General features: G+C 61.1%; 11 protein-coding genes and 1 tRNA gene. 8 read left to right on the top strand and 4 right to left on the bottom strand.

Features of this window, described 5'->3' with window-relative positions; translation table 11 throughout:
- Positions 1 to 96: 96 nt before the first annotated feature.
- Together glnA and BUA69_RS13520 are read right to left on the bottom strand one after the other, a co-directional pair.
- Positions 97 to 1,506 carry a type I glutamate--ammonia ligase gene (gene glnA / locus BUA69_RS13515; RefSeq protein WP_046136016.1) on the bottom strand — a complete coding sequence of 470 codons (1,410 nt, stop codon included), beginning with the start codon at positions 1,504 to 1,506 and terminating at the stop codon, positions 97 to 99.
- Positions 1,507 to 1,564: 58 nt separating this feature from the next.
- On the bottom strand, positions 1,565 to 1,903 hold the full coding sequence (locus tag BUA69_RS13520; protein WP_046136017.1) for a P-II family nitrogen regulator: 339 nt from the start codon (positions 1,901 to 1,903) through the stop codon (positions 1,565 to 1,567).
- Positions 1,904 to 2,221: 318 nt separating this feature from the next.
- Between BUA69_RS13520 and BUA69_RS13525 the strand changes: the two genes are divergently transcribed.
- From BUA69_RS13525 to clpX, 6 genes are all read left to right on the top strand, one after another.
- A tRNA-Leu gene (locus tag BUA69_RS13525) sits at positions 2,222 to 2,306 on the top strand.
- Positions 2,307 to 2,355: 49 nt separating this feature from the next.
- A complete protein-coding gene (gene tig, locus BUA69_RS13530) occupies positions 2,356 to 3,735 on the top strand; it encodes a trigger factor (protein WP_046136018.1) in 1,380 nt (459 codons plus the stop codon).
- A gap of 142 nt (positions 3,736 to 3,877) precedes the next feature.
- On the top strand, positions 3,878 to 5,353 hold the full coding sequence (locus tag BUA69_RS13535) for a bifunctional ADP-dependent NAD(P)H-hydrate dehydratase/NAD(P)H-hydrate epimerase (protein WP_046136019.1): 1,476 nt from the start codon (positions 3,878 to 3,880) through the stop codon (positions 5,351 to 5,353).
- Positions 5,354 to 5,462: 109 nt separating this feature from the next.
- Positions 5,463 to 5,693, top strand: a complete 231-nt coding sequence (locus BUA69_RS13540; RefSeq protein ID WP_046136020.1) for a hypothetical protein — start codon at positions 5,463 to 5,465, stop codon at positions 5,691 to 5,693.
- A 257-nt stretch (positions 5,694 to 5,950) separates the two neighbouring features.
- Positions 5,951 to 6,577, top strand: coding sequence for an ATP-dependent Clp protease proteolytic subunit (locus BUA69_RS13545; protein ID WP_046136021.1), 627 nt, complete (start codon positions 5,951 to 5,953; stop codon positions 6,575 to 6,577).
- A gap of 172 nt (positions 6,578 to 6,749) precedes the next feature.
- Positions 6,750 to 8,027: an ATP-dependent Clp protease ATP-binding subunit ClpX gene (gene clpX / locus BUA69_RS13550; protein ID WP_046136022.1), complete on the top strand. Its 1,278-nt coding sequence runs from the start codon at positions 6,750 to 6,752 to the stop codon at positions 8,025 to 8,027.
- 174 nt (positions 8,028 to 8,201) lie between these two features.
- Here clpX and BUA69_RS13555 read toward each other — a convergent pair whose 3' ends face one another.
- Both BUA69_RS13555 and rocF read right to left on the bottom strand, forming a co-directional pair.
- Positions 8,202 to 9,254, bottom strand: coding sequence for an ornithine cyclodeaminase (locus BUA69_RS13555; RefSeq protein ID WP_046136023.1), 1,053 nt, complete (start codon positions 9,252 to 9,254; stop codon positions 8,202 to 8,204).
- Positions 9,251 to 10,291: an arginase gene (gene rocF / locus BUA69_RS13560; RefSeq protein WP_072866562.1), complete on the bottom strand. Its 1,041-nt coding sequence runs from the start codon at positions 10,289 to 10,291 to the stop codon at positions 9,251 to 9,253. The genes BUA69_RS13555 and rocF overlap by 4 nt, the downstream gene beginning before the upstream one ends.
- Positions 10,292 to 10,437: 146 nt before the next feature.
- Here rocF and BUA69_RS13565 point away from each other — a divergent pair, with 146 nt between their 5' ends.
- Both BUA69_RS13565 and lon read left to right on the top strand, forming a co-directional pair.
- Entirely contained in the window at positions 10,438 to 10,869 is a 432-nt protein-coding gene (locus tag BUA69_RS13565; RefSeq protein WP_046136024.1) for an Lrp/AsnC family transcriptional regulator, read from the top strand.
- A gap of 195 nt (positions 10,870 to 11,064) precedes the next feature.
- A complete protein-coding gene (gene lon, locus BUA69_RS13570) occupies positions 11,065 to 13,491 on the top strand; it encodes an endopeptidase La (protein WP_046136025.1) in 2,427 nt (808 codons plus the stop codon).
- The last annotated feature ends 124 nt before the right edge of the window (positions 13,492 to 13,615 follow it).

Below are 13,615 nucleotides of genomic sequence, written 5' to 3' on the forward strand. Positions count from 1 at the left end.
CCCCTCAAGGGGGAGGGGAGCCCACCGGCGGTGCCCGGACCGCAAAAGCAAAGGGGCCCTTGCGGGCCCCTTCATCGTCAGCGGTATCGGATCGGCTTAGGCCGAGTAGTACATTTCGTACTCGACCGGATGCGGGGTCTGCTCGAACTTGATGACTTCCGTCATCTTGAGTTCGATGTAGCTGGCGATCTGGTCCTTGTCGAACACGCCACCGGCGAGCAGGAACTCGTGGTCGGCTTCCAGGGCGTTCAGAGCTTCGCGCAGCGAACCGCAGACATGCGGGATCTGCATCAGTTCCTGGCGCGGCAGTTCGTACAGATCCTTGTCCATCGGCTCGCCGGGGTGGATCTTGTTCTTGATGCCGTCGAGGCCGGCCATCAGCATCGCAGCGAAGCTGAGATACGGGTTTGCCAGCGGATCGGGGAAGCGGATTTCGACGCGCTTGGCCTTCGGTGACTGGCCGAAGGGGATACGGCAGGAGGCCGAGCGGTTGCGGGCCGAGTAGGCCAGCAGCACAGGGGCTTCAAAGCCGGGGACCAGGCGCTTGTAGGAGTTGGTGGTCGGGTTGGTGAAGGCGTTGATGGCCTTGGCATGCTTGATGATACCGCCAATGTAATACAGCGCGTCCATCGACAGGCCGGCATACTGGTCGCCGGCGAACAGCGGCTTGCCGTCTTTCCAGATCGACTGGTGGCAGTGCATGCCCGAGCCGTTGTCGCCGAAGATTGGCTTCGGCATGAAGGTCACGGTCTTGCCATAGGCATTGGCAACCTGGTGGATGACATACTTGTAGATCTGCACGTCGTCGGCAGCCTTGATCATCGGCGCAAACTTGATGCCGAGTTCATGCTGGGCCGAAGCCACTTCGTGGTGGTGCTTTTCGACAACCACGCCCATTTCGGCCATTGCCGCGAGCATTTCGCCACGGATGTCCTGGGCGCTGTCCAGCGGCGGCACCGGGAAATAGCCCTTCTTGAGACCGATATGGTGGCCGTTATTGCCGGCTTCATAGGCGGTGTCGTTGTTGGACGGCAGTTCCGGATGGTCGACTTCAAAGCCAACCTTGAACGGGGTGTTGGAATACTTCACGTCGTCGAACATGAAGAATTCCGGCTCGGCGCCGAACACCACGGTGTCGCCGATACCGGTCGACTTGAGATAGGCCTCTGCCTTCTTGGCCGTGGTGCGCGGGTCGCGGCTATAGGGCTGGTAGGTCAGGGGCTCGAGAATGTCGCAGTTGATGACCAGGGTCGACGCACCAAAGAACGGGTCCATGTAGTGCGAGTCCGGATCGGGCATCAGCACCATGTCGGACTCGTTGATGGCCTTCCAGCCGCCGATCGAGGAACCGTCGAACATCGTGCCTTCTTCGAACAGGTCCTCATCGACGATGGAAACGTCGAGCGTGAGGTGCTGCAGCTTACCGCGCGGGTCGGTGAAGCGCAGGTCCACATACTTGATGTTCTCGTCTTTGATGCGCTTGAGAAGGTCGCTTCCGGTGGTCATTAGGTCTTCCCCTGTCTATTCGGAATGCTGTGGTGTTTGTGTGGATGGTCAGGCGCGCTTACAGCGCGTCGTCGCCGAATTCGCCGGTCCGGATGCGGATCGCCTGTTCGATGGAATAGACGAAGATCTTGCCATCGCCGATGCGACCGGTTTGCGCCGCATTGCGGATCGCTTCGATCGCCTTTTCGGCGAGGTCATCGGGGCAAACTACCTCGACTTTGACCTTGGGCAGGAAATCCACGACATATTCGGCGCCGCGATAGAGTTCGGTGTGGCCCTTCTGCCGCCCGAAGCCCTTGGCTTCGGTGACGGTGATGCCCTGGAGACCCACTTCTTGCAGTGCCTCTTTGACTTCGTCGAGCTTGAAGGGCTTTACGATAGCCTCGATCTTCTTCAATTGAGTTTCCACTTCGCTATTTCGGCGGTACCGCCACCCCCTTATGCACGGCCTGTGCCAGCTGTGCCAGTGCAGATAAAGTCATTGCATTGCAATGGTTTACAGACGCACTGCATACGGGACGGGCAGGCGGAAGAACCCGTCCATGGTCAGATTTGCGGCAAGATGCCCATTTCTTGGGCAATTGGCAAACACTCGCCTGCCCAATGCTGTGGCGCGCGAGTTGTCCAAAGGCCTGTAAGGCTTGCCACAATGAGGCTTTGACTGGCACTTCAAGTTAGGTTAGACCCTCGCCCAACCCGGCCAACGGGTATTCTTGCGGGTGTGGCGGAACTGGTAGACGCACTGGATTTAGGTTCCAGCGCCGCAAGGCGTGGAGGTTCGAGTCCTCTCACCCGCACCACGATTATGACCCTGGCTGCCTAAGATCAATGAATACGGGATTGAACCGAATGCAGGTTACCGAAACCCTCAACGAGGGCCTGAAGCGCAAGTTGAGCGTCACCATTCCGGCGAAAGACCTCGTCTCGCGCCTCGATGCCAAGCTCAACGAGATCCGGGGCCAGGCCAGCATCAAGGGCTTTCGCCCAGGCAAGGTGCCGACCGCTCACCTCAAGAAGGTCTATGGTCGTTCGGCCATGTCCGAAGTGATGCAGGACGCAATCAATTCGACCGTTTCCGAGACCCTTGATCAGCGCTCCGAGCGCGCCGCAGCGCAGCCCAAGGTTGACCTGCCGGACGATCAGGCCGTGATCAACGACGTTCTCGAAGGCAAGGCCGACCTGGCATTCGTCGTGGAGTACGAAGTCCTGCCGCCGGTTGAACTGATGGAACTCAAGGGCGTCAAGCTCAACAAGCCCGTCGTTGAAATCACCGACGAAGAGCTGGATGCCGAAGTCAACCGCGTGTTCGCCCAGAACCGTGGCTATACCGACAAGGGCGATGACGCTGTTGTCGAAACCGGCGACCGCCTTGGTCTGTCGTTTGTTGGCAAGATCGACGGCAAGCCGTTCGATGGCGGCACTTCCGACCATGCTCACCTGACCGTTGGTTCGGGCGAGTTCATCCCGGGCTTCGAAGAGCAGCTCGTTGGCATGAAGAAGGGCGAGACTCGCGAAATCGAAGTCACGTTCCCCAAGGATTACCAGAGCGAAGAGCTTGCCGGTAAGAAGGCCACTTTCGAAGTGACCATCCTGCACGCCGACGGCCCGAACACGGGCGAGCTGGACGATGAGTTCGCCAAGCGCCTTGGCGTCGAAGACGTCGCTGCGCTGCGCGCCGCCGTCAAGACCCAGATGGAAGCCGCGCTGGCTTCGATGAGCCGCCAGCACGTCAAGCGCCAGATTCTGGACGCGCTCGATGACGGTCACAAGTTCGAAGTACCGGCCCAGCTGGTCGATGCCGAGTTCGAGACCATCTGGAACCGCGTCAAGCACGAGATCGAGGCCCATGGCCGTTCCTTCGAAGACGAAGGCACGACCGAAGAAGCCGCCAAGGAACAGTACCGCAAGATCGCCGAGCGCCGCGTGCGTCTGGGCCTCGTGGTTGCTGAGATCGGCAACAAGAACGACGTCAACGTCACCGACGAAGAGCACCAGCAGGCGCTCATCGCCGAGGTCCGTCGTTTCCAGGGCCAGGAACAGCAGGTTTACGACTATTACCGCAAGAACCCGCAGGCTCTCGCCGGTCTCCGTGCTCCCGTGTTCGAGAACAAGGTCGTCGACTTTGTTGCCGAGCTGGCCGAGCAGACCGAAAAGAAGATGACCCGCGCCGAGCTGGCCAAGCTGATCCAGGCCGACGAGGACGAAGTTCCGGAAGAACACCACCACTAAGGTTCCGGACCAGATTTTTGAAAGCCGCCCAGCAATGGGCGGCTTTTTGTTTTGGGGCCGGCTGGTAGGATGGGCTCGCCGGCACCACATCGGCAGGGCCTCGCAAATCCGGCAAGGCCGACATCAAGGACGTTACCGACCAATGAGCAGCCCCAGTTCCGATATTCTGCTGACGCCAGCCCAGATGGGCGAAGCCGACCGCCTCGCCGTGCGCGCCGGAATCAAATCCCTCAAGCTGATGGAGGCCGCTGGCCGTGCTGTGGTGGATGCAGTAACCGAGCACTATTACCAGCGCTCGGTGCTGGTCCTCTGCGGCATGGGCAATAATGGCGGCGACGGCTTCGTGGCCGCACGCCTGCTCAAGGAGAAGGGCTGGCCGGTGCAATTGCGGCTCATTGGGGATCGCGCGGCGCTCAAGGGCGATGCCGCGGCCATGGCGGCGCTGTGGACCGGCAGGACCGAAGCCCCAAGTCTGAAGGACCTCGAGCACGCCGACCTGGTGATCGATGCTCTGATTGGTGCCGGGCTGGATCGGGACGTCGACGGTGCGCTTGCCGAGCTCATTGGGGCGGTCAATGCCAGTGGCCGTCCCGTGGTCAGCATCGATGTCCCCAGCGGGTTGGATGGCGCCACCGGGGCCGTGCGGGGCACGGCGATAGACGCCGACCTCACGGTGACGTTCTTCCGGCTCAAGCCGGGTCACCTGCTGCAGCCGGGCCGCGATCTGTGCGGTGAAACGGTGCTGGCTGACATTGGCATTCCCGATTCTGTGCTTGATCTAATCGGTGCAAGTGCATGGGAAAACACGCCAAACCAGTGGGAAATTCCCGCAGCCGAGAGCCAGGGTAACAAATTTGACCGTGGCCACTGTGTCGTGGTTTCGGGCGGTCCACTGCACACCGGCGCCGCCCGGCTGGCGGCAATGGGCGCGTTCCGTGCCGGTGCCGGTCTGGTGTCATTGACCGGCACGCAGGATGCCCTGATGGTCCATGCCGCTCACGTCACTGCAGTGATGTTGAAGGTGTCCGAGACCGTTGCGGATCTGACCGCGCTCCTCGCCGACAACCGCATCACCACCGTCGTGCTCGGCCCGGCCGCAGGCGTGGGGCAGGAGACGCGCGACAAGACGCTGGCGGCGCTGGCAGCAGGCGCCGCGGTCGTGCTGGATGCCGATGCCCTAATCAGCTTTGAAGGGCAGGCCGAGGCCCTGTTTGCCGCCATCAAGGCCCAGCCGGAGCGCCCGGTCGTGCTGACGCCCCATGGGGGCGAGTTCCGGCGCCTGTTTGGCGAGACCCAGGGCGACAAGTTGACCATGGCCCGCGCCGCTGCGCGGCATTGCGGCGCCACGATCGTTTACAAGGGCAATGACACCGTCATCGCCGCGCCCGATGGCCGGGCCATCGTCAACGCCAATGCGCCGGCCTGGCTGGGAACGGCCGGGGCTGGCGACGTGCTGGCGGGGATCGTGGCGGGCCTTCTGGCGCGCGGTATGCCCGGATTTCAGGCCGCCGCCGCCGCCGTGTGGGTGCACGCCGATGCTGCCAACCGATTCGGAGGACCCGGACTGATCAGTGAAGATCTGCCATTATTGGTGCCGGGCGTGCTGGCAAGCCTCTAGAAATGGTGAACATGCGGGCAAAAGGGCATCGCGCCTTGCTCCTGCCGAAAAAATCGTTAGTGCAGGGCGCAATGATTTTTCACGTTCTGATGATTTCACGGAGCCTCTCGTGAGCGACCTGACCCTGAGCCAAGCCATCGACAACATCTATGCGTCGATCAAGAACAATAACGAGGACATTGACCTCCACATCGCCGCGCTGAAGGCCGCAATGGCGACCGAGGGCGTCAAGGAGGCGGTGTTCGAGCCGGCCAAGCTGGCCCAGAACAACCGCCAGGGTCGCAAGACCATGCAAGCCTATTTCAAGAAGAAGGGCGTTCCGGTCAGCTTCGCTTCATAGGGACGGACACCATGGCGTCGGGTTGGCATTCACCTTGCCGTCACAAGCCTTGGCGTGCCTATTGAAGCGCGCGTCAATGCCGCCTATCTGTGCCTTTACCGCGCGTTAATGCGGCACAGGCAGCAATCGGCCAGTCGCGCTGATTCGAATTCAAGGCACGATCCAGCAATTTGGGTGTCCGGTTTCCGGCATCGTGTACCAACCGAATAGGCTAGCCCGGCATCCACGCAGTCCGGCGCAGCAAAGGGGCATCAACTATGAGAGATCCACACGATCTTTACATGAATACGCTCGTTCCCATGGTGGTTGAGCAATCCAACCGCGGCGAGCGCGCATTCGACATTTACTCGCGCCTGCTGCGTGAGCGCATCATCTTCGTGACCGGCGTGGTCGAGGACAACATGGCGAGCCTGATCGTGGCTCAGCTGCTGTTCCTTGAGTCGGAAAATCCGAAGAAGGAAATTTCCATGTACATCAACTCGCCTGGTGGCGTGGTGACGGCTGGCCTGTCGATCTACGACACCATGCAGTTCATCCGTCCGCCGGTTGGCACGATGGTCATGGGGCAGGCGGCTTCGATGGGCTCGCTGCTGCTGGCCGCCGGTGAAGCCGGGATGCGGACGTCGCTACCGAATTCGCGCGTCATGGTTCACCAGCCGTCCGGCGGGTTCCAGGGTCAGGTGACTGACATCCTGATTCACGCCAAGGAAGTCGAAGGCCTGAAGCGTCGTCTCAATCAAATCTACGAGAAGCACACCGGCCGCACTTACGAGGAAATCGAGAACGCTCTCGAGCGTGATCGCTTCCTGTCTGCCGAAGAAGCCAAGACCTTTGGCCTTATCGACAGCGTCTACGAGAAGCGCGCCGTACCGGACGCAGTCTGATCTATGGGCGTTAACGCCAATAACGAAGCGCCGCGGAGTGTGACATCCGCGGAATTGCACGTAGCCGGATCGACCGCTAAGGTCGGTTCGGCTTAGACTTTCTTTAGGCCTCGAGCGTTACCGTCATAGGTGACGTTGAATTTTGGGGGTGTTTACCCCCGGGAGTGACAGGATGTCCAAAGAGACAACGAACGGCGAATCCTCCAAGAACACGCTTTATTGCTCGTTCTGCGGGAAATCCCAGCATGAGGTTCGCAAGCTGATCGCCGGTCCGACCGTGTTCATCTGTGATGAATGCGTAGAACTGTGCATGGACATCATCCGCGAAGAGAACAAGACCTCGATGGTCAAGTCCTCCGATGGCGTGCCGACACCTGCAGATATCTGCAAGGTGCTCGACGACTATGTCATCGGCCAGTACCGCGCCAAGCGCGTGCTCTCCGTGGCCGTCCACAACCACTACAAGCGCCTGCACCACGCGACCAAGAACCAGGATGTTGAGCTTTCCAAGTCCAACATTCTGCTGATTGGTCCGACCGGTTCGGGCAAGACGCTGCTGGCCCAGACCCTGGCTCGTATCCTCGACGTGCCCTTCACCATGGCTGATGCCACGACGCTCACCGAAGCCGGCTATGTCGGCGAAGACGTTGAAAACATCATCCTCAAGTTGCTGCAGGCCGCCGACTACAATGTCGAAAAGGCCCAGCGCGGCATCGTCTATATCGACGAAGTCGACAAGATCAGCCGCAAGTCCGACAACCCGTCGATCACCCGTGACGTATCGGGCGAAGGCGTGCAGCAGGCCCTGCTCAAGATCATGGAAGGCACCGTGGCTTCCGTTCCGCCCCAGGGCGGTCGCAAGCACCCGCAGCAGGAATTCCTGCAGGTGGACACGACCAATATCCTGTTCATCTGCGGCGGTGCCTTCTCGGGCCTCGAAAAGATCATTTCGGCACGCGGCGAAGGCTCGGGCATCGGCTTCGGTGCCGTGGTCAAGGACCCCAACGACCGTCGCGTCGGGCAGGTCCTGGCTGACGTCGCCCCGGAAGATCTGGTGCGCTTCGGCCTGATCCCGGAATTCATCGGTCGTCTGCCGATCCTGGCGACCCTTGAAGATCTGGATATTGCCGCCCTGATCGAAATCCTGACGATGCCAAAGAACGCTCTGGTGCGTCAGTACCAGCGTCTGTTCCAGATGGAAGAAGTCGAGCTGACCTTCCACGAGGATGCCCTCAAGGCCATTGCCGAGAAGGCCATCGAGCGCAAGACGGGTGCTCGCGGTCTGCGGTCCATCCTGGAAGGCATCCTGCTCGACACCATGTACGACCTGCCATCTCTGGAAGGCGTCGAGGAAGTCGTGATCAGCGAAGACGTGGTGAAGGGCAAGGACGTGCGTCCGCTCTACATCTACTCCGATCGCCAGAAGGAAGAACTGCCCGCAGGGGCCTGATCTTCTCGACCATGAGATACTAAAACGCCGGGGCAAAAGCCCCGGCGTTTTTGATTCTTGCTCACCCACGGAGTCATTCCCGCGCAGGCGGGAATCCACTCTTTGGCACACCGGATGAAGAATGGATTCCCGCCTGCGCGGGAATGACCCGGTGGTCGTTTCAGGTCTCGTGGTTCAGGCGATCTCCGGCGTCCTGGCGGGCAGCACTCTGTGCGGTTCGCTCACCAGCTCCCCATAAAGGTTCTTCGGATCCGCCACATCCGGCACCAGGTCCAGCATGTGCTTCGGTCCGCTCCGCGTCAGGTCATGCACCAGCCGGAGGGCTGAAAAATCCTCGATAGCGAAACCAACCGAGTCGAAGACGGTGATCTCATCAGCGTCGGTGCGGCCAAACCTGGAGCCAGCCAGCACTTCCCACAGTTCGGTGACGGGATAATCCGCCTCCATCTGCTGGATTTCGCCCTCCACCCGCGTCTGCGGCGTGAACTCCACGAACACCCTGGCGCGCTCGAGAATGTCCCGATGTAGCTCCGTCTTGCCGGGGCAATCGCCGCCAATGGCGTTGATATGCGTGCCGGGGCTCAGCATGTCCGCCGTGATGACGGCCGCGCGGCCTTTGACCGCCGTGGCAACGGTCACGATATCCGCGCCCGCTACGGCTTCACGCGCAGAACCGGCGCGGATCAGTCGAAGACCGAAACCAGCGGCATTGGCCATGAACTTCTCGACCGCCAGGGGATCGGGGTCGTAAACCCTGATCTCCTCGATGCCGATGATCGCCTGAAAGGCGAGGGCCTGGAATTCCGATTGTGCTCCCGTGCCGATCAGCGCCAGCGTGCGGCTCTCTGGCCGGGCCAGCAGTGATGCGGCGAAAGCCGACGTGGCCGCGGTGCGCAGGGCCGTCAGCAGCGTCATTTCGCTGATCAGCAGCGGATAGCCCGTGGCGACATCGGCGAGGACGCCAAATCCGGTCACCGTCAGCTTACCGGATGCCGGATTGCCTGGGTGGCCGTTGACATATTTGAAGCTGTAAAGCGTTCCGTCCGAGGTTGGCATCAGCTCGATAACACCCTTGGCGGAGTGGCTGGCGACACGGGCTGACTTTTCGAATTCGGGCCAACGTCCGAAATCGGCGCGGATATAGTCGGTCAATTGTTTCAGAAAGCCCTTTGTGCCGGTGGTTCGCACCAGCCTCTTGAGGTCCTCGATACCAATGAATTGGGTCATTGCTGCCTCCCTGCTGCAGTGATGGTTGCACCCTGTCGGGAATAAGGTGCGGCGCCGGATGCCAGCCCGGTGAAGCCGGTGCCGCGCATTGGCGAACGCGCCATGATCTGGCGGCCAAACAGGCTGGCGGCGAGATCGACCAGCAGCCGGGCGCTCATGCCGGCGTGGTCGAGGAATGGATTGAGCTCGACGATATCCACGGAGCTGACGCAGCCGCTGTCATGCAGCATTTCCATCGCCAGGTGACCTTCACGGAAGGTGAGGCCTCCCGCGACTGGCGTGCCGGCACCCGGAGCAATCGAGGGATCCATGACATCGACATCCAGGCTCACATGCAGATGCCCATCAACGGCTTCCACGCGCTCGATAACCCCGCGCATCAGTGCTACGGCGCCCATTTCGTCGATCCGGCGCATATCCATCACATCGACGCCGCGCGCCTCCAGCAGTGTGCGCTCGGGCCGGTCGATGGAGCGGGCGCCAAAGATGGTGACGTTGCGCGGATCGATTGCCCCACGCCACGGCCCATCAAACTCCGGGCCAAAGTCCGGCTCGCCGCACAGCAGCGCCAGTGGCATGCCGTGCAGATTGCCGGTGGTGGAGGTTTCCGGCGTGTTGAAATCGCCATGGGCATCGACCCACAGCACGAAGAGCGGCTTGCCGATCTCGGCGCAGTGGCGCGCCACGCCACCTAGGGTGCCCATGGAGAGACTATGGTCGCCCCCGAGGAACACCGGCAGGTGTCCGGCCTGCAGCGACGCCTGTGCCCGCTGGCAGCTCTGCGCAGCCAATGCCAGCACGTCGGCCTGGCGCTCGGTCGATAGCCGCCACGGCGATTGGGCGTTAGGGGCAGGGCGCTCGTGCCAGACAATATCGCCGTGATCGCTGACCGTGTGGCCCAGCGCGGCGAGCGTATCGAGCAGCCCAGCCACGCGCAGTGCTTCCGGCCCCATACCATCGCCGCGGCACGAAGCGCCCGCGTCAGTGGGAATGCCAAAGATGTCGATGGAGCGAACGGCGTCTGCTGGCTGATGCATTGGTGTCGGTCCCCGCCGGGTCATGACCGGCTCTGATGATCCCTTCAGCATGAAGCACAGTGAGGTGGGCCAATAGTCGGAGATGTGATAGAAATGACTATTCAACTGAGCAAAGTGGCGGTGCAAAATGTGCAAAGTGACAGATCATGCAGCTCGATGACCTCGACCACCGCCTGATTGCGCTACTGCGCACCAATGCCCGGACGCCCGTGGCCAAGCTGGCGCTCGATCTCAAGGTGTCGCGCGCAACTGCCAAGGCGCGTGTGGACCGGCTGGTGAGCAATGGCGTCATCGCCGGCTTCACCGTCGTCATGGCTGGGGGCGAGAGCCATGGCGTGCGCGCCATCACCATGGTTGAAGTGGATGGCAAGAACGAAGCTGCCGTGGTCAAGCGCCTGCTTGGGATGCCCGAAGTGCGCCAGCTGCACACCACCAATGGCCGCTGGGACGTTGTCGCCGAGCTCGAAGTTGCCGATGTAGCTGAGCTGGACGACCTGCTGCGGTCAATTCGCCTCATCGACGGCATCGCCAATACCGATACGAGTATCCTGCTCAAGGCCCGCAAATCGGTACTTTGAGGAGGCTATCTACCCGCCAGATGCACATCTCCTGTGCGCTGCGGGGTTAACCGTGACAATTTTGCAAAGGTTGACTTGCCCCAGCCGCCGTCCGACCTATTTATTAATCAGAATCAGCCCAGCCTCTGCGGTGGGGCTGTCTGCAACGGGCGCGCTTCCCTCCTTCCTTCCAGTGCGCCCCGGAAAGGATAAGAGATGACTGACGTGAATCCCGCCGGCGGCGAAATCAGCCGTGATCGGGTGTACCCAGTGCTCCCGCTGCGCGACATCGTCGTTTTCCCCGGCATGATCGTGCCGCTGTTCGTCGGCCGCGAGAAATCGGTCAAGGCGCTTGAAGAAGTCATGCGCGACGACAAGCACATCCTCGTCGTAACCCAGAAGAACGCGCAGGATGATGATCCGGCGCCCGACCAGATTTTCACGACGGGCACCATTGCCACCGTCCTGCAGCTGCTCAAGCTCCCCGATGGCACCGTGAAGGTCCTCGTGGAAGGGCTGAGCCGCGCAACCATCGATCGCTACCTCCAGACCGTCGATTACTTCGAGGCCGAAGCCACCGTGCTGCCCGAGCCCGAAGACGATCCGACCGAGCTTGAGGCGCTGGCCCGTTCGGCCCAGACCGAATTTGAAAGCTATGTGAAGCTCAACAAGAAGATCTCTGCCGAGGTCGTCGCTGCTGTTGGGCAGATCGAGAACCATTCCAAGCTCGCGGACACCATTGCCAGCCACCTGGTCATCAAGATCAACGAGAAGGAAGACCTGCTCTCGACCGTTTCGGTCGCCGAGCGCTTCCAGAAGATCCTGGGCCTGATGGAAGGCGAAATCGGCGTCCTGCAGGTGGAAAAGCGCATCCGTAGCCGCGTCAAGCGGCAGATGGAAAAGACCCAGCGCGAATACTACCTCAACGAGCAGATGAAGGCGATCCAGCGCGAGCTGGGCGATGGCGAGGAAGGCTCCAACGAGATCACCGAACTCGAAGAGCGCATCGCCAAGACCAAGCTCTCCAAGGAAGCCCGCGCCAAGGCGGATGCCGAGATCAAGAAGCTCAAGACCATGAGCCCGATGTCAGCTGAAGCCACCGTGGTCCGTAACTATCTCGATACGCTTCTCGGGCTCCCTTGGGGCAAGAAGAGCAAGGTCAAGCGTGACCTGGTCCTGGCCGAAAAGGTTCTGGACGAGGATCACTATGGCCTCGAGAAGGTCAAGGAACGCATCCTTGAATATCTGGCAGTGCAGGGCCGTGTCGGTAAGCTCAAGGGCCCGATCCTTTGCCTCGTCGGTCCTCCGGGCGTCGGCAAGACCTCGCTTGGCAAGTCCATCGCCAAGGCGACGGGGCGTGAGTTCGTGCGCATGGCGCTCGGCGGCGTTCGCGACGAAGCCGAGATCCGTGGCCACCGCCGCACCTATATCGGCTCCATGCCCGGCAAGGTGATCCAGTCGCTCAAGAAGGTCGGCAAGTCCAACCCGCTCTTCCTGCTCGACGAAATCGACAAGATGGGCCAGGACTTCCGCGGCGATCCGTCCTCGGCATTGCTGGAAGTGCTCGATCCCGAGCAGAACCACACCTTTGCCGATCACTACCTTGAGGTCGATTATGACCTTTCGGACGTGATGTTCGTGACCACCTCGAACACCTTGAACATCCCCGGCCCATTGATGGACCGTATGGAGATCATTCGCCTGTCCGGTTACACCGAGCAGGAGAAGCACGGTATTGCCAAGCAGCACCTGATCCCCGAGACGCTCAAGGAAAATGGCCTGCAGCCGCATGAGTTCATCCTCAGCGACGAGATGCTGACCGCCGTGATCCAGCGCTACACCCGTGAAGCGGGCGTGCGTAATCTCAAGCGCGAAATCTCCAAGCTGATGCGCAAGGCTGTGGCCGAGATCGTCAAGACCAAGGCCAAGTCGATCACCATCGACGAGGAAACGCTGACCCGCTATCTCGGCGCCGACATCTACAAGCACGGCGAAATCGAAGCCGAGGCCCAGGTTGGTCTGGTGACCGGTCTGGCCTGGACTTCGGTTGGTGGCGAACTGCTGACGATTGAAGGCGTGATGACGCCGGGTAAGGGTCGCATGACCGTTACCGGCAACATCAAGGAAGTGATGAAGGAATCGCTGACTGCGGCCACTGCCTATGTGCGTTCGCGCTCGGTCGATTTCGGCATCAAGCCGCCGATGTTCGACACGCGCGACATCCACGTCCACCTGCCTGAAGGGGCAACGCCCAAGGACGGTCCGTCCGCTGGTATCGGCCTGGCAACGGCCATCGTTTCGGTCATGACCGGCATTCCGGTTCGCAATGATGTCGCCATGACCGGCGAGATCACGCTGCGGGGCAGGGTCCTGCCCATCGGCGGCCTCAAGGAGAAGCTGCTTGCAGCGCTCCGTGGCGGTATCAAGACGGTGCTCATCCCGGAAGAGAACGTTCGCGATCTCGCCGAGATCCCCGATATCGTCAAGGAAGGCATGGAGATCGTGCCGGTCAGCCGGATGGATCAGGTGATCGAGCGGGCCCTGGTCCGCAAGCCTGAACCGATCGAGTGGAACTTCGATGAACAGCCGGTGAAGCCGGTTGGCGTCGAAGCCGAAGACAACAGCACTGGATTGCCGCATTAATCTGGCAGATCCGGGTCATCAGACGGCGGTCCGCAAGGGCCGCCGTTTTCATTTATCCTGTGACACCGGGCCTGCCGCCATCTAGGGAACTGAGCCCGCTCAGGAACATCCCGTTCCCAGCGCA

It is taken from the genome of Devosia limi DSM 17137 (assembly GCF_900128975.1).
GTDB classification, from domain to species: domain Bacteria; phylum Pseudomonadota; class Alphaproteobacteria; order Rhizobiales; family Devosiaceae; genus Devosia; species Devosia limi.